Below are 24,116 nucleotides of genomic sequence, written 5' to 3'. Positions count from 1 at the left end.
ATGAAATTTTTATTTAGGATTGTGTTGTCACTTTGCTTATTGCTAATTTTAAATGTGGATTTAGCCGTTGCAGAGGATGAAAGTGTTGAAGTGATTTTAAAAAAATTTAAATTGATGCAAAATACGTTTAAGGATAGTGATGTAGACGTTAATGAAGTGCAAAAATCAGATCTTACTAGAGATAAAATTCAAGATTTTATCAATTCAGCAAAAGACTCTAATCAGCCTATTAACATTGGTGAATCATTAGGGAGTAACCTAAGCGGATTGAATTTATCAGGCATGGATTTTTCAAATACTATTATGTATCATGTTAATTTCTCTGGGGCAAATTTAGATGATTGCGTATTTACTAATGCTTTTTTAGAAGGGGTAAATTTTGAAAATGCTTCATTAAAAGGATCGACATTTATTAATACAAATATTAGCAGAGCAAATTTGACAAAGGCAAATTTGACAAATAGTAAGCTGAGTAAAACTTATGCTCAAAGCTCAGTGTTTGTGGCAACAAATTTTGCAAATGCCAAAATATTTGCATCTAATTTTTCCAATTCTAATTTTAATAATAGCAATTTAGATAAATCAAAAATAGTAAGGTCAAAATTTAGCTATAGTTCGTTTCAAGATGTAAAAATTACCGAAGTTTATTGGGATTTAAATTTTTTTTCTTCAAGTAACTTTAGTAATGTTAATATAGCTAATAGCAATTTAAAAGCAATTGATTGGGGAAATAGTAAATTCAAAGGAGTTGTTTTTCAGGATTGCATAATATTTGCATCAAATTTTCAAAATTCAGATTTAACAGATGTAGTATTTGATAAAATTAATGCGAAGGCAATTAATTTTAGCGAAGCAAAATTATCTAAGGTAATTATAAATAGAAGTGATATGAGTTATGCACTTTTTCAAGATGGTACGATTTCAGAATTTATTGTTATGCTAAGTTATTTTGATAGTTCTAATTTTAGAAGAGTAAATTTAATGAATGCTAATTTTTCTTCAAGTAACTTAAAAAATTCTACGTTTTACCAGGCAATCTTAAATAAATCAGAAATCCTAAATTCATATTTAGCAGGAATAAATTTTTCCAAAAGCAACTTAATAGACATGTCAATTAATGATAGTAATTTATCGTATGCTAATTTTAGAGGTGCAAAAATTGACAACTTCAGTTCACGAAATAACCTAATCGAAAAAGTATTTATTAATGAATAGTTTTATCAAATCCTCAGGTAGATGCTACCTAAAAAGGCTTATAGCTATTTTTAAATATAGCCTTATAGCGTTGCTATTAATATTGACGACTATAATAGTGTATTTAAGCTTTTTTGGACCAAAGCACTTCAATTTCATCGATGGGATAGTTAAGCATAATATTGAAAAAAATCTGGATCAAATTAGCATAAGCAAAATACGTACAGGAATATCTCTTGACTTAAAAGATATGTCTATTGTTCTTGGATTGGATGATTGGGAATTAAGCTATAAAAAGAGTGCTGTTTTTATGGTGCCAAACATAAAGCTGAAATTTGACATATATAATCTATTGTTACAAAGAAATAATAAAATATTTAAGGGTATAGTTTTTGATGAAAGAGATGTAGCCGTTATATATGATAAATCACAAAAAAATAATGGTGTGAGTCAGGAAAAAATTCCTATAGAAAATGTAATAAATATACTGAAAAAATATCAACATTTAATGAAAGACAGCAGTTATATTGTAGAGAATTTCAAGGTAATTATCAAAACCGAAAATGGGGATGACTATGCTATTAATTTGCAAAATTTAGAATTTAAATTTAGTGATACAAATGATGTTGAGATTATTTCCTTAATTAGCATTGATGAGATCATAGCTAATTTAAAGATTTCTACTACTATGTCTAATAATTCTATGAGTGTAAAAGGCAGCATCACGTCAGATAAACAACCTGGGAAATTAAATAAGATCAAAATTGGACAAACAAGTATAACCACTGATTTTAAAATTAACTTTGATACAACATTATCTTATCTAAATTTTTTAGAGAAAGTAAATTTTAATTTTATACAAGGTGGGATAACAAATATTGCAAGTAAAAAATTTTTACAAAATGATTTGGCTATTAGTAACTTGAATTTTAATGGAGAATTGTTAGAAAATTTTAGCAAAATTAACATACCTTATCTAACTTTAAAGATAGATAATGAAATACCAGTAAGGGGCCAAATTAATTATGAAGCAAAAAAGTTAGTTGCCAATTTTGATGGTTTAAATTTATCCACTAAGAAAGTTTTAGAAACATGGTCAAATAATCTTTTACCACCGGTGCATTTATGGTTATCAGAACATCTAGAAGATGGAAATGTTAGCAATTTAACACTTATAAATGATTTCGATAAACAAGATGAATCTGCACTTACCACTTTAATAAATTTAAAAAATGCAAAATTAAAATATAGTCAAACTGCCCCTATAATAACCCTAAACACTGCTGAGGTAAAATTCACTACAAAGAATTTAATCATAAGTAGTAATGATGGAAAAGTTTTGAGTAATTCTATAAACGGTATTACTGCTGAAATAGAAGACATGAATCAAGAAAATTTGAGCATGATATTTAATGCGAATATTTTAGGAAGTATAAGTGAGCAACTGGAGATTGCTAATATGCATCATGAATTTCAAATACCAAAAAATATAGAAGGTATGGCGAATACGAAAATTACATTTGTCGTGCCTTTTTATAAAATGCCAACGTTTGAAGATTTAAAAGTTAATTTACACTCCAAATTAACTAAGGTCTCTATAAGGGATATATATCAAAATTATCAACTAACTAGTGGTAATTTAGAAGCTAATTTAATTGAGGAGAAATTAAAAATAAAAGGTGTTGCCAAAATCAACGGGTTGCTTAATATTACTGTAAATTCAGAGATATCTGTTAAAAATAATCAAAATTATTTAATTAAAATTAATACTAATGATAATTTGCAAAATTTTCAAAAGCTGAAAATTCCACTTTCAAATTTTTTTAATAATAGCACTAGTATAAAAGGTATTCTAAAAGTAACTCCTAATGAAATAACTTCAGAATTTTGGGTAGATTTACATAATACTTCAGTAAATATTGATGCACTTGGCATAGTGAAAAAGGTAAAATTTCCAGGAAGCATTTATATTAAATTTGTAAATAATGGTGAGGACGAGACAAAAATTTCAAAATTTGAATTTAAAATACCTAATAAATACTTTTTAGGAACTGGGGTTGTTAACGATAAAATTAGGGAGTTAGTAAAATTCGAATGCAGTATATTTCAAAATAATATCCAAGGAATGGTTTTAAATTATGATAAAGTGGAAAATTTAAACCGAATTACAGTTAATGGAGCTAAAGCAGATTTGAGTGAATTCAGCTTAAAAGAATTAGTAAATCAATTAAATTCTGACAATATCAAGAGTGGAGGATTTTTCAGTTTTAATGGTAAAATTGATAATATGATTTTAAAAAATAATATATCGCTTAATAAAGTTAATATTTCAGTAAATAATCAGAGAAATATAAGTGTAAACATATCTGCATTTTTAGACGGAAATAGGCCATTAAGAGTATATTATAACTACCCAGTTTTATCTATTACATCTCCTGATGCAGGTTCTGTGTTAAAGGCACTCGGGATAACAGAAAAAATTGGTGAAGGTAATTTAGAAATTAAAGGTAGTTATGAAACGCGTAAAAAATTTAAGGGCTTTGTTGAATTAAATAATTTTTATGCAATTAAAACTCCTGTCCTACTTAATTTATTAACATTAACAGCTCCAATTTCGACATTGCGTAGCATTATTAAGAATAAAGGAATTAGATTTTACAGTTTTCAGTGTCCAATTGAATATGATGGTAGGTATTTAGAATTTAATGACTGCGTTGCTGAATCTAAATTATTAGCGCTGAAATTGAGTGGAAATATAGATATAGAAACCAAATATTTGAATTCGAGAGGGGTAATTATGCCAGAAAATATAGTAAATACAATTTTTAAGAAGGTACCATTTTTAAACCTTTTTTCTGGCCCCAAAAATGAAGGTATGATTCTGAGTACACTATTTGATATGAAGGGGTATCTTGATGAAGATATCAAAGTTAGTGCAAATTATCTATCTACTCTAACGCCAGGGTTTTTGCGAAATATCTTTAAAAAGCCAATTTCTAAACCACAAAAAGAGAGAATAGAAAAATAAAAGTACGAATCATATTCTCAAGATGTGGGAGTAGTTTTTGTTTCTTTTATTAGTGATTATATCTCTTGTAATAAAAAAATCTGTTTCGTTGCATAAAAATTTTTCTAATAATAATTTTAACTCTCTTTCAATTTCAGTTGAATCACCATGTATTGACTTTTTTTTGACATCTTTTGATTTCCCGCTAATATCAAAATAATGTAAATTCACTACAGAAATATTATTAATATCTAATTTAAAGCCTTTTTTTTGAAATATATATTTTTCAATAGGTAGTTGCGGATATAATCCTGCAGATACTTCACTTTCATTTGGAACATGACCAGATTTAAAATCAATAATTTCAGCAATATTGTCTTGTTGTGAAATTTCTATTCTATCTGCTATACAAAAAAGCTCGATATTGTGAGATTGAAGTTTTAAGTTAAAGGTGCCAACTATTTCACTAAAAGATTTATAATTTTCATTTTGATGGTAAAAATTTTTATATATGGAATCGGTGATATTTCCCAAACGTAAAAACCAAAACTTTGATATTTTATATGGAATATATCTACATTCGATATATTCATTAAATTTTGTGAAAAACCAATTACTAAATTCTTCTGAATTAGCATGTTGCACTGACAGTGCTTTTGGTATTAAATCGTGAAGCAATATTCCAAATTCTTTTTTCTCAGCTTCTCTCGCAATTTTTTCTAGAGGATTTACTTTCAATATATATCTTGCATAGTATACATAAGGATTAGATATTAATTTTTCTATACCAGTAACTGAAATTTTTTTAGGTCTTTGATCAACACCAACTTTTGCGTATGCTATATCAGAGTTTTTTTCAAAGGGTTGCTTATAAATATTTTGTAGTATTTTTTTATATTTTTCAGTAAAAATAGCTGATTGCGCGTTTATACTTTTAAATGCTAATAATTTTTCTAACCATCTACAAATTTGATTTTTTGCATTAGTAGATTCCGAGCAACTTAGTATTAAATCATTATTATAGAACGAGCTTATAAAATCATATTCCATAAATTGCATCTCTGAATCAATAGGTTTTAGGTTATTCATTTGCCTAAATCCTTTACTAAAATAATTTTTATCAAAATTTGCATCCGGAAAAACACCCTCGTTCAGTCCTGCAAAAAAAACTGTTTCATATTGAATATTTCTTGTTTCAAAGGTTTGCAATATTGTTACAGATATAGGATTTTGCGAATTATTAGATTTTTGATTTGATGTTAAAAGTTTATCAGTAATTTTGATATATTTGGTAAAATTAAGATTGTGGTAATTTTTAAAAATTTCCAATTTTTGCTCAATCAATATAAGCAATTCTTGAAATTCAATGTTATCAGAATCATTTTTAAGAAAATCAAATAGCTTGAGGTGAATTTTAAAATAGTCTAGCAGGGTTAAATTAGGATTTTTCAACAATCTTTTTTTTGATAGAAATTTATTTTCAATTTCTATCAAGACACTAAATTTATCTTTATCTAAATCATTTAGCCCAATTAAATAATCAGAAACTTTGTCTCTGTATAATAATTTTCTTAAAAATTTTAATTCGAATGTGTTAATTAATTGATTATCTACCCGACAATGGCTAGATTTTAGGATATCAAGCAATAATAAGTAATCATTTTTTTCTGTGTTTAAGTATAAAGAAATTAGTAGAAAAAAGTGTAAACAAGTGGATTTTTCAGGTATATTATTCACTAAATTATCAACGTTTATATTCCATAATTTCAAGGAGCTCTCAATTTTTTTTGCAAGCTCATAGGATTTTGTTTGTACAATGATATTATTTTTGCCTGTCTCTAATTTTTCTCGGATAACAAGGGCAACCATTTTGGCTTCTTCGTTTAGATTTTTTCCACGAATAATATTAAGATTTTTTAGAGTGGTTTGATAAAAATTTTCAGTAATATTATTGAGTATTATGGATGGCATATAATGGCCTGGTTGATTTAATTTAGAAACATCCTGAACTGAATCAATTGCTAGGTTAGTTCTATCTAAAAAGTCATGTATATGCATTTGATGCAAATTTTTTGTACTAGCATCTTTGTCAAAGCCCCTGATAAATATATAGGAATTTTTATACCTAACTAAATTATCAATGAAGTGTTTTATGTAACTTACTTCTGTTTGAGGCAAAATAATAAAAATACAACTATTGCCATTATGATTCCAATTTTTGATAATTTCCTCAGTAGTGTAGTTTAAGGAATGTGCTTTAAAAATTGTATTTGTAGATTGCAAATAGGACTCTAATTCTGCAATAATTAGTAAAAATAATTTTTCAATTTTTGTATTTGGGATGATTTCTTTTTTGTAATATTGATAATAGTAATACTCATCAAAACTTTTAGAAAGTTTATGCAAATCTATCGAATTTAAAAATTTTGTATCAAACTCATTATTAGTATTTTGATTTTTAATCGATTCTAAAATCAGTGATATTAATATGTACGTTTGATCATTTTTAAGAATTTGCTTTTTAATTAATTCAAATTTAGCAACATGAATACTATTACAAAACCTATCAAATTCTAGTATGTTTTCATCTATAGTAGTAAAAGTCAAAACCTTAGGAAGAACTATTCTGGTATTAAAAAATAGAAGTTTTTTAAAAAATGCATTTTGTATTCTTTTATGAGGAAGAAGTATGAGATTATTTTGTGGATTTTCAAAATTATTGGATACATCTAAAATCTTTTTTACAAATTGTTCTAAAAAATTATCACTAAAAGGAACATTAAATATTTTCCCCATTTTGTAGTTTATAATTTTTCACCTGATTTTAAATAAACATGTCCTAATGTAATAATTTTAGAAAAGTTAGGTAGGTTAATTACCCAAAATCCATCCTTGTCTTCATCTATAATTTCTACTGGAACAAATTCAACAATACTATTGTTATTTACTACTTTAACTCCAATAAAGCCATCTTTATCAATGCTAAGAGTGGATTGAGAGATTTTGTGTGCTTTAAAATTACCCACGTCAACAAAAACTTTAACTAACTGGCCACTTTTTAGCGCGTTATCAAAATTTTCAGTAATAATTTCGGCAGTATATGTTTTTGTTAACTCATTCGCTATTTCACTTAATGAAGATACCCTAGGAATAGAGATTTTTTGCCCATTAATCAAGATATAAGCTCCAATGCTATTTTTAATTTGGTCAAATTGTTGATAAGGTATTTCAAATTTTATTTTTATTATCTGATTAGATGTGAATTTACCAACTTTAGAATTAATGGTAAGGTAATTACTTTTTTTAACGTCGATTTCATTAATAATTCCGTCGTAAGGAGCTCTAATAGTCGTGTTATCAAGATTTAATTGAGCTTGCTTTAATTGACCTTTTGCTTGATAAAACTGAGCTTTTGCATCAGCAATATTAGATTCGGAACCTAATCCTTTTTTTGAAAGTTTTAATGCAGATTCATAAAGTACTTCTTTACTAACCAGGTTTTCTTTTGCTGAATTTAGCTTATCAAGGTAATCTTTTTTTTCTAAATCAATGATAGGATCGTTTTTTGCTAACTTCTGTCCTTCGCTTGCCAAAATATCTATTACTTTACCATCTACTTCATTAATCAAATCTATCTGATTTTTTGCTTCAATAGTACCTGCAAAGTTCAAAATTTTAGGTATATCTACGGCTTTTGAATTGACAATTTTGTAGTTTAAATTTTTATGATTCTCAACACTGTTCACTTCAGATTTTTTTTCAGAAAATAATCCACTTAACATCCATACGACTATCACTATAAAAAATAGTATGATTGCCTTAGGGCTTGTGGAAAATTTTTTGAATTTACTACCTAGCACACTGAGCATAATACACTAATCCATTAATTGTTTCAAATAAACAATCACATTACCTTCCTTTTACACCAGTGTAAACCTGCCTTGGTCTTCCAATTTTCATATTAGGATCTTCTATCATTTCCTTCCATTGAGAAACCCATCCTGCTGTTCTCGCTAATGCAAAAAATACAGTAAACATCTGCTTTGGAATACCTAGTGCTCTATAAATAATTCCGGAATAAAAATCTACATTTGGGAATAATTTTTTTTCTTTAAAATAATCATCTTTTAGTGCAATACTTTCAAGCTCAGTAGCTATATCAAGCAATTTATCACCTTTTATGTTTAAATCAGATAACATTTCATGGCAATACCTTTTTAAAACGCTTGCTCTTGGGTCATAATTTTTATAAACCCTGTGCCCAAAACCCATAAGTCTAAAAGAATCATTTTTATCCTTTGCCTTGTCAATATATTTTGGAATATTTTCGGGTTCACCAATTTCTTCTAGCATTTTAATTACTTCTTCATTGGCACCTCCATGAGCAGGTCCCCATAGTGATGCTATTCCCGCACTTACTACAGCAAATGGATTAGCTCCTGAGGATCCAGCTAACCTAACTGTTGAAGTAGATGCATTTTGCTCGTGATCCGCGTGTAAGATTAAAAGTTTATCTAATGCTCTGGCAACAACACTATTTACTTTATATTCTTCAGTAGGTACTCCAAACATCATTTTTAGTAAATTTGAACTGAAATCTAATTTATTATCTGGATAAATAAATGGTAATCCTACAGAATATTTATATGCCATAGCTGCAAGTGTTGGGATTTTTGCAATAATTTTATGAATAGTTTCATCTCTTTGTTTTTCATCTCTGATATCTAGACTCTCATGGTAAAATGCAGACAATGAACTGACTGTACCAACCATTATAGCCATTGGGTGAGAATGCCTTGGAAATCCCCTAAAGAAAAAGTGCAATTGTTCATGCACCATGGTATGGTGTTTTATAGAATTGATAAAGGTACTTTTTTCTATTTGACTTGGTAATTCGCCATATAGAAGTAGGTAACAAACATCCATAAAGTCGTTTTTTTCTGCTAATTCAGTAATGTTATATCCTCTATGTTGCAACACTCCATTTTCCCCATCAATATAGGTTATTGATGAATCACAAGAAGCAGTTGACATAAAACCTGGGTCATAAGTAAAATATCCTGTATTTTTGTATAAATTTCTAACATCTATTGCTGAAGGTCCCTTTGTTCCATCTATAATTGGTAACTCTATCTCTTGCTCAATATTTGGCAATTTCAAAAGGGCTTTGTTTTGCTTGTTCATTTTAAATGACGTTATCATAAAAGTATGAATTGATGCTATACCTCTAATATTACTTTTTCAACACCTATTTTAGGATTTTAGCCAAGATAATCCAATACTTTTTTAAGGTCGGACAAATCCATCTTTGCGAATACCGAATCATCACCATGTTTTATAAGAAATCTGCGTTTACTCTGATCATAACTCTTTATATAATTAAATTCTTGATTAGATAAGCTAAATATATGCCTAAAATCTTTGTCTAGCATTCTATTAGAAAGGTATAGTTGAGAAGCAAAATATGGCATAATATCAGCTAAATTTTGGTGAATGCTTTTATCTGCTATATTCTCCTGTGTTAAAAGTATCATTGCGTTAGTATTAGTTAATTTTTGTAACCAATTTAAAATTTGATTTTGAAATGCAGATGCTTCAAATATACTATGTGAATGGTTAACGACTATGATAGTTTTTTCACCGGTTAAAAATTTAGGTAATATTGCTAATAATAGGCTTAAAAAAGGGTTAAATAATTCAGGGTAATCAGCAATTTCAGCAAAATCTATTCCTAAGTATTTCTCATTATTGAAAATTGTTGTCTTATCATGCTTAAAAAATTTAGCAAAAAAATCAGATTGAAAAAATTTTTTATAATTAGTCTTGAGCGTTATATCGTTGGATGACTCTATAAAATTATCTAGCAACTTGATTTTTTCATCATAGTTTTTAGTGTTAATAAGCTCTTTTGCTAGTATGTTGAATTTTTCTATGTAATTTTTGTTATTTGATCTATATGTATCATCATAAGCGCAAATTTTTAGTAATAAATCGGCAAACCAATTAACGTTTCCATCGTAGTTATCAATATTTAATAAATCAATTTGTATTGGAGATTCTTTATCTTTTTCCAATTTAATTTTATTACCATTGATTGATTTTAAGAATTTATCACTCCTACCTTCTAAATCTATATATATTATCTTTATGTCAAATTTTAATGATTGAGCAAGCAGGAAGTGAGTTAAAGTTGTTTTACCTGTTCCTTTAGGTCCTACAATAATTGTGTTACCATTGTTTTTATAATGGTAATTAAAATTATAATATCCACCCTTAAGAGTTCTTAATATTGTAACTGGTTCTCCCCAAATACTGCCATTGTAATTACCCATGCTTTTTGAATGAATGTTGCTAAAAGTGGCAACAAAAGAGGTTGGTAAATAAAATGATCTATTACCATAAAAAGTATTGCCTGGTAGATTTAGGTAAAAGATTGATTGCAAATCAAAATCTTCTCTCACTACCTTTATCCCAAGGATATTAAATTGTTCGGATACTGCTTCAATGTTTTCTTGTAATAAATTCGAATTGTCATAATGAAATATAATATTGATTTGAGATGAACAAAAATCATTTACTTTCCCCTTATCTGAATTGATTACTTCATCAATATACAAGTCACCAGATATTTCCAAATTTTTGACACTTTTTAAAGCTTTTTTATAATTTTCAGTATCTCTTAAAGCTTTTTTGTTTGATACTAAAGTAATTAATTCAGAAATAATAAATTGTGAATGGCACTGTGTAATAGGTTCTAAAAATTCTGTGCTCACTGAACTTTTCAATTCAAGTGAATAAACAGCTACATATTTTGTTTTATTATCGCTCCTATTACGTAGTACATTAAAATCTGTGCTGATATTAAAATCTGCTAATAATTCTGAAAAGTCATACTGTTCTACTTTAATCTTTTTATGCTTAAAATGCGTTAAATAATAATAAAAAGACAATGGTTCTGAGTAAAAATCATTATCCTCTTTTATTATAGTAAGAATTTTTGACGAAAATACTTTTAATTGATCGCTTATATTTTTTGTAACGTCATTTAAAGCATTAATAGATTTTTCTAGATGTGATTTATATTTATACTTTAAAGTATAGGAAATTATGGAAGTAAAAAAATCTGCAATATTGAAAAGTTTTAATCTAGGGCCTTTTTTCACCAAAGTTATATACAATGTATTAACAAGTTGTCGATCCCAATTATTTTGCTTGCACCACTCATTCTCAACAAGATTAACTATTGTGTCAGAACCTTGATATGGTTTAGGCATAATATTTTTATAATCCCTAACTACATGCAAATGTATGGCCATATCTGGATCATTTGCGTAATTCGCAATTGCAGATCTAACCTCAGTTCTTAAAACTTTTTCTTGGTCGATAGAATCTTTATCTATAAACCCTTGAATTTCTATAGTCTGCACCAAATCTGCATTTTTAGTTAAAAGGGTTGTATCGTTATAATGACATACAACTGGAATAAAATCTGCTATCTTTCCATTAAATATTCTTATATTTTCGTTGTTTTTTATTTCCACTTTTTAGGCATTGAATTACAGTTAGATATATTTATTTCACATATAGAGGTTTATTTCAATCATCTATACAATTTACAGAATAATTAAATCTATAAAATAGGCAACAATATTGATAGATATGTCTTTTTGCATTGACTAAAATAAGCAATTGATTGGTTGATCAAAAATTTTTAGCGTAATACCCTACCACCTTAAATAATTTAACATCTAAATTGAGTCTTTTTGGTGATTTTTTTACATCATCTTCGCCATGTATCCAAGGTACATTAAACTCAAATGTTATAAAACCTATTAAAAATACTAATTTATCTATCAAGTTATTTTAGGAAATTGGTATAACAAGGTTAGATAGTATCGTTATATTTTAGTTTTCTTTATTATCTTTTAAAATCTTCTTATCTAGTTCATACATCTTATTTTCAAGATCCATCTTTTCTATGACTCCTAATTTATCTCCTATAATTGCAATCCATTTTATAAAGTGATTATTTGTCTCTTGTGCCATCTTCTTTTGTTTCTCTGGACTTAATCCTTTTATCGTTTCAAGATTGTGTTGTCTATCCATTAGCTTGATGAACATCGCCTCCTTATCTCCTAGCTTATTTAGTTTTTCTAAGGTTTGCTCAAGTGTTAACTTAATCCACACTCCATCTTCAAACCTATTATTGGTTAATCTATCTACTATTTCTGCTATCCTCTGGTTAAACTCTTTTTCTATAATCTCCATTGTGCATTCTGAATCTTCAATTGTATCATGGAGTAATGATGCTACTATCACATCTGTTTTGCAATAATATGTTGCCACCATTTCAGCCACTCTAAGAGGATGCCAATAAAATGGATGCTCCCCTGTTTTTCGTATCTGTCCAGAATGCCACTTTTTAGTAAAGGTGATTGCCTTTTCTATCACTTTTATGTTCAACCTAACATCTTGCTCCTTACTTAATGTCTCCAGTTTATTCAGTAGATCTATGCTATATTCGCATTTACTGCTAAATTGTTCATATTCATCATCAAGCTCATATTTAAAATCACCTTCCTCTAATGCAGTGTCATTAATTCTCGGTTCATCTGGATAGCTATCGTAAGCACCGCTTACTTTCTCTAGCTTCATTAAATAACTCAATGCCCATATAAAGCCAATAATTGCTGGTGCGAATAGTACCCAAATTCCGTAATAGCCAAACCATGTAGTAAGTGGAATTAGCCCATATGCTACAATTGCATACCCAATTGCACTCGATATTCCGAAAGTAGCTGCTACTGCCGTGAATCTTTTGGATATAGGAAAATGTTTCATCCACATCAACAAATTTATAGTTCCTATTTGCTCTATGCCAGCCTGTAAAATAAATATAACATTTTCACCTCCTAGAGCATGAATGTGTTCTAAGCAATATGGAGTTAATAGTAAAGTGAATAATAAAATAAAACTTGATAATAGGGCGATATTAATTGGATGAATATACCTGTATAAATAAACAAAAAAACCTAAGACAGATATATCTATAATAGAAAATTTAAAGTTATGATTTATTACCTGTTCAGCTGTCATTCCTAGACTATCCTTCATAAAATCTCCTAGGTACATGTATGCTATATAATATCCAAAGGGAAATACTATTATTGAAAGAGCCATGGCTAAACAAGACCGCATCTCTACTTTTTCATCTATTATATTATCTAATTGCTTTTGTAACTTCATCCTAGTTTGATAACTTACAAACTCTGGTGTTTCTCTTAGTCTTCTTCTTGCCACTAAACCTATTACTGCAATCCCAGCTCCTATAAAAAAAGCATATCTCCAACTGAAGTTGTAATTAAGCACAAGTGATGCTATTCCTAAAGCTAAGAAACCTCCCATTCTTGCTTGTATGTCTATTAATCCATTTGCAATGTATTTATATGGTGATTTTAAAGTTTCTGCTAAATATACTCCTGCCCCCATTGCCTCTCCTAAGGATGAAAATCCTTGCACCATCCTGCATAAAAGAATCGCGATTGTTGCCCAAATTCCAACCTCTGCGTATGTTGGAAACATTGCCATAGTCAAACAAGATCCTGCCATCAAAAATGTTGTGATTAGTACTGTATGTTTCCTTCCAATTGTATCTCCAATTCTGCCTATAATATAGCCTCCTACTGGTCTAAGCACAAATGTCATACAAAAGGCCGTTGCCCCCAGTATCTTTGTAATCATTGGGTCGGTTTTTGGAAAGAATAAGTCGTTTAGAATTGTTGATAAATGTATGTATAGCATTAAATCAAAGTATTCTAATAGCGTACCTATTGAAAGTAAGAAAACAGCCTCTTTTTGTTTTCCAGTGAGTTTTGTTGCCATGAATTGTACCTCTTAATAATAATTTTACTGTACGTACCGCCAATAACAATTTTACAGTACTGAGGCTATTAATTATTTTTTCTTAATTCAAGCTTTTTATTAGTTTATTTCAAAAATTCTATGTGCTAATGTAGCCTAGATTAATAAGTTGAAAACATACTGTATACTAATGATTGTGGATTCAAGTGCAAAGAAAAATATAAAAAATATTTCGATAAATTTTGGACCTCAGCATCCTGCTTCTCACGGTGTTTTAAGGTTGATTTTAGAAATGGATGGGGAGGTTGTTGAACGTGCAGACCCGCATATTGGTTTGTTGCATAGAGGTACAGAGAAGCTTATTGAATACAAAACATATCTTCAAGCAGTTCCGTATTTCGATAGACTTGATTATGTTTCTCCAATGTGTCAGGAACACTGCTTTGCCCTTGCAGTTGAAAAGTTGTTAAAATTTAAGGTTCCTTTGCGTGCTCAATATTTAAGAGTTCTTTTTAGTGAAATTACAAGAATTTTAAATCATATATTAAACGTAACTACCTATGCTCTTGATGTTGGTGCAATGACTCCATTATTCTGGATGTTTGAAGAGAGGGAGGTGATGCTGGAATTCTATGAAAGAGCGTCAGGGGCAAGGTTTCATTCCGCATACATTCGACCTGGTGGAGTTGCAAAAGATGTAGATGAAAAATTACTAGAGGATATATTTAATTTTTTTGAAAAATTTCCAAGCAAAATATCTGATATGGAAACGTTGTTAGATGAAAATAGAATTTTTAAACAACGCCTTGTTGATATTGGAAAGGTAACGAAAGCACAATGTTTAGATTGGGGATTTTCTGGCCCAATGATACGCGCATGTGGTATACCTTGGGATTTAAGAAAATCTCAACCTTATGAAATATATGAGGAGCTTGATTTCAAAATACCTATTGGTAAAAATGGTGATTGTTATGATAGATATCTTGTGAGAATGGCGGAAATGAAAGAATCTATCAAGATAGTTAGACAGTGCCTTGAAAAGATGCCAAAAGGTGACGTACACTCTGGTGATAAAAAAATAACACCGCCATCAAGAAAGGATATGAAGCAATCAATGGAGGCGTTGATTCATCATTTTAAATTGTTCACAGAGGGCTATGACGTTGGACCCGGAGAAACTTATACTGCTGTGGAAACTCCCAAGGGTGAATTTGGAGTGTATTTAATAGCTGATGGAAGCAATAAACCGTATAGGTGTCATATTAGAGCGCCAAGCTTCGCTCATTTGCAGGCTCTTGAAGTCATGAGTAAAGGTCATATGCTTGCTGATGTTGTTGCAAACATTGGTAGTCTTGATGTTGTTTTTGGAGAAATAGATAGGTAATGCATTATGTCTTCGATATTTAAAGAGCGCAATTTTGAACAACCAAAATCCTTCAAGTTTTCTGTTAGTAATCTCAAGAAAGCCAATGAATATATAAAAAAATATCCTGAAGGAAAACAAAGGAGTGCGGTTATGCCATTGTTGTATTTAGCTCAAGAGCAACATGATAATTGGATACCTTTTGCAGCGATGGACTATATTGCTGAATTACTTGATATGCCTGCCATTCAAGTTTATGAGGTTGCAAATTTTTATACAATGTTTAACAAACAACCTGTTGGAAAGTACCTCATACAAGTTTGTAGAACAACGCCTTGTATGCTTAGAGGTGCCAAAGATATCACAAAGGTTTGTAAGAAAAAACTGAACATCGAATTAGGAGAAACAACAGAAGATAATCAATTTACCTTGGTTGAGGTCGAATGCTTAGGAGCATGCGTCGCAGCACCACTGGTTCAAATCAATAATGATTATCATGAAAACCTCACTCCTGAGTCAATGGAAAAATTAATAGATAAGTTGGGAAAGAAATAATTGAATTTTAATTTTGGGTTTGCTACAATTCGCCTAATGAATTTAGGTAAGAAGATATGGTAGATACAAAATTTTACAAGCTTTTAAATTTAATCCAGAAGGGCGATAGAGATAATATTTTATCTTATGCTAAGGAGCATTCTTATTTAATTAAGGAAATGGCTAAATACAAAGATGAATACGGAGACTTTACTCCAGTTTGTATGTTAATCATTGATGGAAGAAGTGATATAGCTCTAGAACTTGCAAAATTAAATCCTAGCTCTGTCCTTGTAAGCTGTGGATCTTATTCAGGTTGTTCTGCGCTTGATTATCTTATAGATAAAAATGCAATAGATCTGGTTGTTGAGTTTGCAAAATTAAATCCAAAAGTTCTTGCAAATACATGTGGATTTCACAATTATCATACCCCTATATGTACTTTAATTGATAAAACATATATTGATAAAGCGCTAGAGCTTGCAAAATTGAATCCAAAGTCATTGTTAGAAAAATGTGGTTATTATTCTAAAAATGTTGTGAATTTTTTGATCAAAAGAGACGATATTAATCTTGCATTAAAGTTTGGAAAAATTAATATAAAGACTATATCTGCTGATATAATCAAGGATTTGATTGAAAAAGATGGTATAAAAGATGAACAAATTTTAAGCTTTGTCAAACTTAATCCTGTAGAATTGGGTAAGGATGGTGATAATCCTATAATGCATTCCATTAAACTTGGAAAAACAGAGTTGTCTGATAAACTCATAGACATACTTGATGAATACAATGCCCATCAAGTAGGGCATGTTGATTTATAATTAAACTATTGTAAGTTTAAATCATTGCTTGTTCAGGCTTTATGTGACGTTCTTTTTTATGTAAAGAGGAATGAATGATGAACCGTTATTTACTATTGAGCTTTGAACTTGATTGCTAAATTAAATATCGCTTTGAATATATCATTATACTTTTTTCAGCATTACGAGTATTTTTTTAAAAACATCTAAATTTGTCTATCGGTTATTTTTAGTGGTTGCCATACAATTCTTGGATTAAAAGCTTGACTTTGGAAGTAACTTGAATATGATTTGTTACCATAGTTTTAAATTAGACTGCATTAAGTGAAAATAAGTAAATTACTAAATTTTATTACAGAGGTTAGGTCTGAGGCATACAGGATTTCATGGCCTGTAATGAAAGATACAATGATGTCTTCATTGCTGGTTTTTATTGCGGTTATAATCTCATCACTGTTTTTTTTGATGATTGATGGAGCAATATACAAGTCTATTAATTATGTATTAACATTAGGAGGATAGTTTTGATTGCCAAATGGTATATAATTAATGTCCTATCTGGATACGAAAAAAAGGTTATTGGTTTAATCAAAGAAAATGCGTTAAAAAAGCATGTAGCTGATGCTTTTAAAGATTTTGTCGTTCCTGTAGAGAATACAGTTGAAATAAAAAAAGGAAAAAAGATCAATGCGGAAAAAAAGATTTTTCCTGGGTATATAATGGTCAATATGGAATTGAATGACCTTACTTGGAATATAGTAAAAAATACGCAGTATGTTGGAAAGCTTTTGGGTGGGAGTAATACGCCGTTAGCTATACCTGAGTTTGAAGTTAAAAGGGTTTTGATGCAAGTTGAAGAGGGTAAAGTTATCAAAGAAATGAAGAAGAGTTTTGAGGTTGGTGAAAATGTTAAGATTGTTAATGGTGTTTTTGAGACATTTAATGGTATTATTGAGGAAGTGGAGGACGAAAAGCAACGTTTAAAAGTTTTAGTTTCCATTTTTGGTAGAGAGACCCCTGTGGATTTACATTTTGATCAGGTTGAGAAAAGTATATAAATATATATAAATAAGGTAATAAGAGTGAAAAAAGTTATTGGACAAATAAAATTGCAAATTTTAGCTGGTAAGGCAAATCCTGCGCCACCAATTGGACCAGCGCTGGGGCAAAAAGGTTTGAATATTGCTGAATTTTGTAAGCAGTTTAACGAAAAGACCAAAAATGAAGATCCAAGTATGAAGTTGCCAGTTATTATAACTGCGTATGTAGATAGAAGTTTTTCTTTTATAATAAAGGCTCCTCCTGTTTCAGATTTAATAAAAAAGTACGCTGGATTGCAAAAAGGTTCGTCAACTCCAGGGAGAGAGAGTGCCGGTAAGCTTAAAAAGGAAGACGTGTTAAAGATTGCTGAAATGAAATTTGCTGATATGGGGCTGGATGAATTAGGTTTGGCAACAAAGGCGGTTGAAGGTACTGCTCGTTCAATGGGAGTTAGTATAGTTGATTAAATATTTATAGGTAAAGCACATGGGTAAAAGAATTGAAAATGCAAAGAAGTTAATAGATGAAAGTAAAAATTACACTTTGGATGAAGCTATATCTTTCTTTTTAAAAGATTATTTAGAAAAGCATAGTGCGAAATTTGATGAAACTATTGAGTTCATTATGAAGTTAGGAATCGATGCTAAGCAATCTGATCAAATGGTTAGAGGTGCTGTGGCTATGCCTCATGGGCTTGGTAAGGAGAAAAAAGTCGTGGTTATAATTGAGTCATCTAGAATTAAGGAGGCGCAAAGTTCTGGAGCTGAAGAGGTTGGTAGTGAAGATTTAATCGAAAAAATTAAAGGTGGTTTTTTTGATTTTGATGTATGCGTATCTACTCCTGGTATGATGCCAAAAGTAAGTGCGATCGGTAAATTGCTTGGGCCAAAAGGGCTTATGCCTAATCCTAAGCTTGGGACGGTTTCAGACGATATTAAATCCACAGTGCAGAATATTAAGAAAGGTCAAGTAGAATTCAGAGTAGATAAAAGTGGAATTATTCATGCTGGTATAGCAAAATTAGGATTTGAACAGAAGAAAATAAAAGAAAATATTATGGAGTTGTATAATGCTGTTTTGTCAGCGAAACCAGCGAAGTCGAAAGGAATGTATATGAGAGATTTATTTTTATCTACAACTCATGGCCCATCAATAAAGCTTGACTTAAAGTCATTTGTGATTTAGGCTTATCAGCCATGTTGTAATAGTAGAGTAACATAATTAAAGTATCAAAAAGTGGATAGAATTAGTAAAGAAAAATTGGTCGCAAGTTATTCAAAATTGTTTAATGATTATGAAGCGATATTTTTAGTAAAAAATTCAGGATTATCTGTGTTAGATTCGAGATCTATAAGATCGCAGTTCAAGAAGATTGATTCAAAGTTTATAGTTACCAAGAATAGTCTAGCAAAGATAGCTCTAAATGATACGAAATTTTCTAATGCCCAGGAGTTTTTTAATGGGCCAGTTGTTGTTGCTTATTCAGATGATCCAGTATCTACTTCTAAGTTATTAGTAAAGTTATGCAATGACAATGATAAAATTGAAATTATAGGTGGTGCGATTTTAGATAGACGACTTAATAAAAATGAAGTTGTGTCTTTATCTAAAATGCTTACTCAAAATGAAATTAGAGCGAAGATTATAGGTTTAGTTAATGCTGTTGCAAGTAAAGTTGCGCGAGTTCTGAGTGAGCCAAATGCAAAATTAGCTAGAGTTATAAAATCTTATGCTGAAAAACAATAAAATTTATAGGAGACTAAAATGGCTGAACTTGATAAAATAGTTGATCAATTATCAAAATTAACGGTGATGGAGGCGGCTGATCTGGCTAAGATGCTAGAAGAGGCTTGGGGTGTTAGTGCGTCTGCGCCCGTAATGGCTGCTGTGGCTGCGCAAGGAGAGTCTGCGCCTAAAGCAGCGGAAGAAAAATCGGAATATGATATTATTTTGGAATCTGCCGGAGATAAAAAAATCAACGTTATTAAAGAAGTTAAAGCGATCACTGGGCTTGGATTGAAAGAAGCGAAAGAGTTTGTTGAATCTGCGCCAAAACCAATTAAATTGGCTGTTCCAAAAAGTGAAGCTGAAGAATTAAAGGGTAAATTAGAAGCTGCTGGAGCAAAAATAAGCTTAAAGTAATTGCTGATTTAGCTATTTATTATTACTAATTTTCTTAATGAATTATCGTAGGTAAAAGAGTGTCTTCATATCTTTCTAAGAAGCGTATAAGGTATAGTTTTGGAAAAATTTCAAGCAATGTTAGTATACCAAATTTAATAAAAGTACAAAAAAAATCTTACGAAGAATTTTTACAATTAGATGTATCTCGAAATGATCGCCAAAAGCAAGGCTTAGAAGAAGTTTTGCAATCAGTCTTTCAGGTGGGTGATGTAGAAGGTAAGGCAAAGCTTGAATACATAAATTACGATTTGGGTGAGCCTAAATACACTCCGGAAGAATGTATACAAAGAGGTGTTAATTATGCATCTCCTCTCAGAGTAAGTCTGCGTTTAATATTATGGGATTGTGACTCAGAGTTGAAAACAAAAGAGATAAAGGGAATAAAAGAGCAGGAAGTGTATATGGGTGATATCCCATTAATGACTGATAAAGGCACATTCATTATTAACGGAGCTCAAAGAGTTATAGTTTCGCAATTGCATCGTTCTCCCGGCGTTTTTTACACTCATGACGAAGGGAAAAATTCCAGTTCTGGGAAATATATTTATTCTGCTAGGATTATACCGTATAGAGGTTCTTGGATTGATTTTGAATTTGATACTAAAGATATACTATACTTTAGAATAGATAGAAAAAGAAAAATTCATGTTTCAACATTGCTTAGGGCGATAGGATATAGTAAGGATAAGCTTCTTGAAGAATTTTATAAATTTGTAAAGTATGAGTGGAAAAAGGGCTGTCTTGTCACCGAGTTAGATCCTGGAAAATTTAGAGGGATGAAGATAGAGGAAAATATAGTAGATGCTAATACAGGGGATATTATTTTTGAAAAAGGTATTAGAGTAACTCCAAGATTATTGAAAACTTTTGAAGAGAATAAAGTAAAAAGAAATTACATTGCAAGTGAAGATGAAATAAAAAGAAAATTTTTAGCCAAAGATATAGTTAATCCTAAAACAGGAGAGGTATTACATGAATCTACTCAAGAGGTGACGCAAGAGGTTGTTGATGATGTTAAGGCTTTAGGGATTAATGAAATATATACTCTTGATATCAATAATGTTGACTCAGGTAGTTTTATGAGAGACACGATGGTGTTGGATAAAAATAAAGATGAAGATCAGGCATTGGCAGATATATATAAGGTGCTAAGACCAGGTGAACCATCTACACCTGAGGTTGCTAAACAACTTTTTGAAAATATGTTTTTCGATAATGAAAAATATGATCTTTCGCCGGTTGGGAGAATGAAAATTAATAAAAAACATGATTTAAACATTCATAGTGACAATACTGCTCTTACCAAAGATGATATAGTTGTTGTTGTTAAGCATTTGTTGCAGTTAAAATGCGGTAATGGTGGCGTAGATGATATTGATAGTCTCGCAAATAGGAGAGTTAGATCTGTGGGTGAGTTGGTAGAGAATCAATTTCGCATGGGGCTTGTAAAAATGCAAAAATCTATTCTTGACAGAATGTCATCTGTAGAAATAGATAATATTATGCCTCATGATTTGGTAAATTCAAAAACGCTAATGAGTTATATCAGAGAATTTTTTGGTATTTCGCAACTTTCACAATTTATGGATCAAACAAATCCATTAGCTGAAATTACACATAAAAGAAGATTATCAGCTCTTGGGCCTGGAGGCTTGACTAGAGAAAGGGCGGGGTTTGAAGTGCGAGACGTGCACGCAACTCATTATAGTAGAATATGTCCTATTGAAACTCCTGAGGGTCAAAACATAGGTTTGATTAGTTCACTGGCGACCTATGCCGATATTGATAAATATGGATTTATAGAAAGTCCTTATCGCAAAGTTAAAGATGGGTATGTTACTGAAGAAATTATTCAACTGACTGCAATTGAAGAAGAAAGATACTATATTGCAAAATCCAGTATAGCATTGGATGAAGAAGGAAGGATAGTGGATGAGGTAGTTGTATGTCATAAAAAAGGTGAGGTAGTAAGTGTTTCTAGGGGGGAAGTTGATTTAATAGATGTTTCGCCACAACAATTAGTTTCAGTTGCTGCGTCGTTAATTCCATTTTTAGAAAACGATGATGCAAATAGGGCTTTGATGGGGTCAAACATGCAAAGGCAAGCGGTTCCATTGATTAAAAATGAAGCGCCTTTTATTGGAACGGGAATGGAAAAAGTGGTAGCTTGTGATTCTGGAACAGTAATTTTAGCTAAAAGAAGTGGAATTATAGATCAAGTAGATTCCAAAAGGATTGTTATAAAAGTAAAAGATACTCAAGAAAGTGATATATCAGGGGTGGATATATATACTTTAATTAAGCATTATAAGTCAAACCAGGGTACATGTATAAATCAAAGACCAATTGTAAAGGTTGGTGAATTTGTTAAGGCTGGAGATATTCTTGCGGATGGAGCTTCCACTGATATGGGAGAGTTGGCTTTGGGGAAGAATATATTAGTAGCGTTTATGCCATGGAACGGCTACAATTTTGAGGATTCTATTTTATTATCTGAACGTCTAATAAAAGAGGATGTTTATACATCGGTTCATATCAACGAATATGAAGTAGTAGCGAGGGATACAAGATTAGGACCTGAGGAAATTACTAGAGATATACCTAATTTAAATGAAGAAAATCTAAATCAGCTTGATGAAACTGGAATAGTAAATATTGGAGCGGAAGTAAATCCTGGTGATATACTAGTTGGTAAGGTTACACCAAAGACTGAATCGCCATTAACTCCAGAAGAAAAGTTATTAAGAGCAATTTTTGGAGAAAAAGCTGCGGACGTAAGAAATTCATCGTTGAGAGTTCCTCCTGGTGAAAAAGGAGTGGTAGTTGACGTTAAAATATTTACTAAGCGAGGAGTGCAAAAAGATGAAAGGGCTATTTCAATTGAAAGAAATGAGATTGAAAAATTTTCCAAAGATAAAGATGATGAAATTAAAATTATTGAAGATTATGTATTTAGCAGAGTAAAGGGGATTTTGTTGGGTAAAAAAATTAAAATTAAGGCTGGAAGCAATGTGATTATTGATAATGAATTTTTTGATAATCTAGCTAATAAAGATTTATTATCATTAGAAATTGAAGATGAAGAAGCCAAAAATGAAGTTAGAAAATTAGAAGAATTTTACGACAACTATTTGAAAAAGCTTGAAAAAAAGTACAAACATAGAGTTGAAAAGTTACAAAGTGGTGATGATTTACCGCAAGGTGTGTTGAAAATTATAAAGATTTATGTAGCAAATAAATTAAAAATACAACCTGGTGATAAAATGGCTGGTAGGCATGGAAATAAGGGGGTTGTATCAAAGATAGTTCCAATAGAGGAAATGCCATTTTTAGAAGATGGCCAACCTGTAGATATAGTATTAAATCCACTTGGTGTGCCATCAAGGATGAACATAGGGCAAATTTTAGAAACACATCTAGGCTGGGCCTCTGTTGCTTTAGGTAAGAAAGTTTCATCAATTTTGGAGAAAAGTTTGAAGGATTATCAAGCATCAAATGAGCTAGAGCTAAGAAATAAGATAAAAGAAATTTACGATATTCAGCAAAAAAATAGTAAGAAAGTTAAAAGTTACATTGATGAACTAAAAGGTGATGATTTGCTAGATTTGGCTCGAGATATTTCAAAAGGCGTAAAATTTGCAACTCCAGTTTTTGATGGTGCTAAGGAAAGTGAAATAAATAATATTTTAGAAAAAGCAGGATTAGAAAAATCTGGGCAAGTTAAGTTAAGGGATGGTAGAACAGGAGAGTATTTTGATAGAAAAGTAACTGTAGGTTACATATACATGATGAAACTTGATCACTTGGTTGATAATAAAATTCATGCAAGGTCAATTGGGCCATATAGCTTGGTTACTCAGCAACCACTTGGAGGAAAATCACATTTTGGTGGTCAAAGATTTGGTGAAATGGAATGTTGGGCGCTACAAGCATATGGAGCTGCTTACACATTGCAAGAAATTTTAACGGTCAAATCAGATGATGTGTCAGGTAGAATCAAAGCTTATGAAGCGATTATTAGAGGAGAAAATTCATTCGAAGTTGGATTACCAGAATCGTTTAAAGTTATGATAAAAGAGATTAGATCATTAGGTCTGAATATGGAAATAATAGAAAAAGAATAATTAGT

At 30.5% G+C, this 24,116-nt stretch carries 17 protein-coding genes; 12 read left to right on the top strand and 5 right to left on the bottom strand.

The window, feature by feature from the left end; translation table 11 throughout:
- Together N3Z17_RS00205 and N3Z17_RS00200 are read left to right on the top strand one after the other, a co-directional pair.
- Window positions 1-1,215 carry a pentapeptide repeat-containing protein gene (locus N3Z17_RS00205; RefSeq protein ID WP_282472016.1) on the top strand — a complete coding sequence of 405 codons (1,215 nt, stop codon included), beginning with the start codon at window positions 1-3 and terminating at the stop codon, window positions 1,213-1,215.
- Window positions 1,208-4,222, top strand: coding sequence for a YhdP family protein (locus N3Z17_RS00200; RefSeq protein WP_282472015.1), 3,015 nt, complete (start codon window positions 1,208-1,210; stop codon window positions 4,220-4,222). The genes N3Z17_RS00205 and N3Z17_RS00200 overlap by 8 nt, the downstream gene beginning before the upstream one ends.
- Before the next feature lie 9 nt (window positions 4,223-4,231).
- Here N3Z17_RS00200 and N3Z17_RS00195 read toward each other — a convergent pair whose 3' ends face one another.
- The 5 genes from N3Z17_RS00195 to N3Z17_RS00175 form a co-directional block, all read right to left on the bottom strand.
- On the bottom strand, window positions 4,232-6,997 hold the full coding sequence (locus tag N3Z17_RS00195) for a PD-(D/E)XK nuclease family protein (protein WP_282472014.1): 2,766 nt from the start codon (window positions 6,995-6,997) through the stop codon (window positions 4,232-4,234).
- Between the two features lie 8 nt (window positions 6,998-7,005).
- Window positions 7,006-8,070, bottom strand: coding sequence for an efflux RND transporter periplasmic adaptor subunit (locus N3Z17_RS00190; protein WP_282472013.1), 1,065 nt, complete (start codon window positions 8,068-8,070; stop codon window positions 7,006-7,008).
- Between the two features lie 40 nt (window positions 8,071-8,110).
- Window positions 8,111-9,400, bottom strand: a complete 1,290-nt coding sequence (locus tag N3Z17_RS00185; protein WP_410519607.1) for a citrate synthase — start codon at window positions 9,398-9,400, stop codon at window positions 8,111-8,113.
- A gap of 62 nt (window positions 9,401-9,462) precedes the next feature.
- The gene (locus N3Z17_RS00180) at window positions 9,463-11,742 is read right to left on the bottom strand and encodes a VirB4 family type IV secretion/conjugal transfer ATPase (protein ID WP_282472011.1); all 2,280 of its coding nucleotides are present in this window, start codon (window positions 11,740-11,742) and stop codon (window positions 9,463-9,465) included.
- A 364-nt stretch (window positions 11,743-12,106) separates the two neighbouring features.
- Entirely contained in the window at window positions 12,107-14,083 is a 1,977-nt protein-coding gene (locus tag N3Z17_RS00175; protein WP_282472010.1) for an MFS transporter, read from the bottom strand.
- 169 nt (window positions 14,084-14,252) lie between these two features.
- Here N3Z17_RS00175 and N3Z17_RS00170 point away from each other — a divergent pair, with 169 nt between their 5' ends.
- The 10 genes from N3Z17_RS00170 (at window position 14,253) to rpoB (ending at window position 24,111) form a co-directional block, all read left to right on the top strand.
- Window positions 14,253-15,446, top strand: a complete 1,194-nt coding sequence (locus N3Z17_RS00170) for an NADH-quinone oxidoreductase subunit D (RefSeq protein WP_282472009.1) — start codon at window positions 14,253-14,255, stop codon at window positions 15,444-15,446.
- A gap of 6 nt (window positions 15,447-15,452) precedes the next feature.
- The gene (gene nuoE / locus N3Z17_RS00165) at window positions 15,453-15,980 is read left to right on the top strand and encodes an NADH-quinone oxidoreductase subunit NuoE (protein WP_282472008.1); all 528 of its coding nucleotides are present in this window, start codon (window positions 15,453-15,455) and stop codon (window positions 15,978-15,980) included.
- Between the two features lie 56 nt (window positions 15,981-16,036).
- Complete coding sequence (locus N3Z17_RS00160; RefSeq protein ID WP_282472007.1) at window positions 16,037-16,783, top strand: hypothetical protein; 747 nt, start codon at window positions 16,037-16,039, stop codon at window positions 16,781-16,783.
- A gap of 303 nt (window positions 16,784-17,086) precedes the next feature.
- Window positions 17,087-17,284, top strand: a complete 198-nt coding sequence (gene secE, locus N3Z17_RS00155; protein WP_282472006.1) for a preprotein translocase subunit SecE — start codon at window positions 17,087-17,089, stop codon at window positions 17,282-17,284.
- Between the two features lie 2 nt (window positions 17,285-17,286).
- The gene (gene nusG / locus N3Z17_RS00150; RefSeq protein WP_282472005.1) at window positions 17,287-17,820 is read left to right on the top strand and encodes a transcription termination/antitermination protein NusG; all 534 of its coding nucleotides are present in this window, start codon (window positions 17,287-17,289) and stop codon (window positions 17,818-17,820) included.
- 24 nt (window positions 17,821-17,844) lie between these two features.
- Complete coding sequence (rplK, locus tag N3Z17_RS00145) at window positions 17,845-18,270, top strand: 50S ribosomal protein L11 (protein WP_282472004.1); 426 nt, start codon at window positions 17,845-17,847, stop codon at window positions 18,268-18,270.
- Window positions 18,271-18,289: 19 nt separating this feature from the next.
- Window positions 18,290-18,988 carry a 50S ribosomal protein L1 gene (gene rplA, locus N3Z17_RS00140; protein WP_282472003.1) on the top strand — a complete coding sequence of 233 codons (699 nt, stop codon included), beginning with the start codon at window positions 18,290-18,292 and terminating at the stop codon, window positions 18,986-18,988.
- A 51-nt stretch (window positions 18,989-19,039) separates the two neighbouring features.
- Window positions 19,040-19,549, top strand: a complete 510-nt coding sequence (rplJ, locus tag N3Z17_RS00135; protein WP_282472002.1) for a 50S ribosomal protein L10 — start codon at window positions 19,040-19,042, stop codon at window positions 19,547-19,549.
- Window positions 19,550-19,567: 18 nt separating this feature from the next.
- The gene (gene rplL / locus N3Z17_RS00130; protein WP_282472001.1) at window positions 19,568-19,945 is read left to right on the top strand and encodes a 50S ribosomal protein L7/L12; all 378 of its coding nucleotides are present in this window, start codon (window positions 19,568-19,570) and stop codon (window positions 19,943-19,945) included.
- Between the two features lie 59 nt (window positions 19,946-20,004).
- Window positions 20,005-24,111: a DNA-directed RNA polymerase subunit beta gene (gene rpoB, locus N3Z17_RS00125; RefSeq protein WP_282472000.1), complete on the top strand. Its 4,107-nt coding sequence runs from the start codon at window positions 20,005-20,007 to the stop codon at window positions 24,109-24,111.
- Window positions 24,112-24,116: the final 5 nt, after the last annotated feature.

Source organism: Candidatus Bandiella numerosa, from assembly GCF_029981845.1.
Classification (GTDB): Bacteria; Pseudomonadota; Alphaproteobacteria; order Rickettsiales; family Midichloriaceae; genus Aquirickettsia; species Aquirickettsia numerosa.
Note: the sequence above shows the minus strand (reverse complement) of the source record. Positions and strands in the feature narration are given on the sequence as shown.

Excerpts from the sequence above, each read along its gene's own strand:
- nuoE (WP_282472008.1), top strand. The coding sequence starts at position 15,453 with ATGTCTTCGATATTTAAAGAGCGCAATTTTGAACAACCAAAATCCTTC.
- N3Z17_RS00160 (WP_282472007.1), top strand. The coding sequence starts at position 16,037 with ATGGTAGATACAAAATTTTACAAGCTTTTAAATTTAATCCAGAAGGGC.
- N3Z17_RS00175 (WP_282472010.1), bottom strand. The coding sequence starts at position 14,083 with ATGGCAACAAAACTCACTGGAAAACAAAAAGAGGCTGTTTTCTTACTT.
- N3Z17_RS00170 (WP_282472009.1), top strand. The coding sequence starts at position 14,253 with ATGATTGTGGATTCAAGTGCAAAGAAAAATATAAAAAATATTTCGATA.
- N3Z17_RS00200 (WP_282472015.1), top strand. The coding sequence starts at position 1,208 with ATGAATAGTTTTATCAAATCCTCAGGTAGATGCTACCTAAAAAGGCTT.
- rplL (WP_282472001.1), top strand. The coding sequence starts at position 19,568 with ATGGCTGAACTTGATAAAATAGTTGATCAATTATCAAAATTAACGGTG.
- N3Z17_RS00190 (WP_282472013.1), bottom strand. The coding sequence starts at position 8,070 with ATGCTCAGTGTGCTAGGTAGTAAATTCAAAAAATTTTCCACAAGCCCT.
- N3Z17_RS00205 (WP_282472016.1), top strand. The coding sequence starts at position 1 with ATGAAATTTTTATTTAGGATTGTGTTGTCACTTTGCTTATTGCTAATT.
- rplA (WP_282472003.1), top strand. The coding sequence starts at position 18,290 with ATGGGTAAAAGAATTGAAAATGCAAAGAAGTTAATAGATGAAAGTAAA.
- N3Z17_RS00195 (WP_282472014.1), bottom strand. The coding sequence starts at position 6,997 with ATGGGGAAAATATTTAATGTTCCTTTTAGTGATAATTTTTTAGAACAA.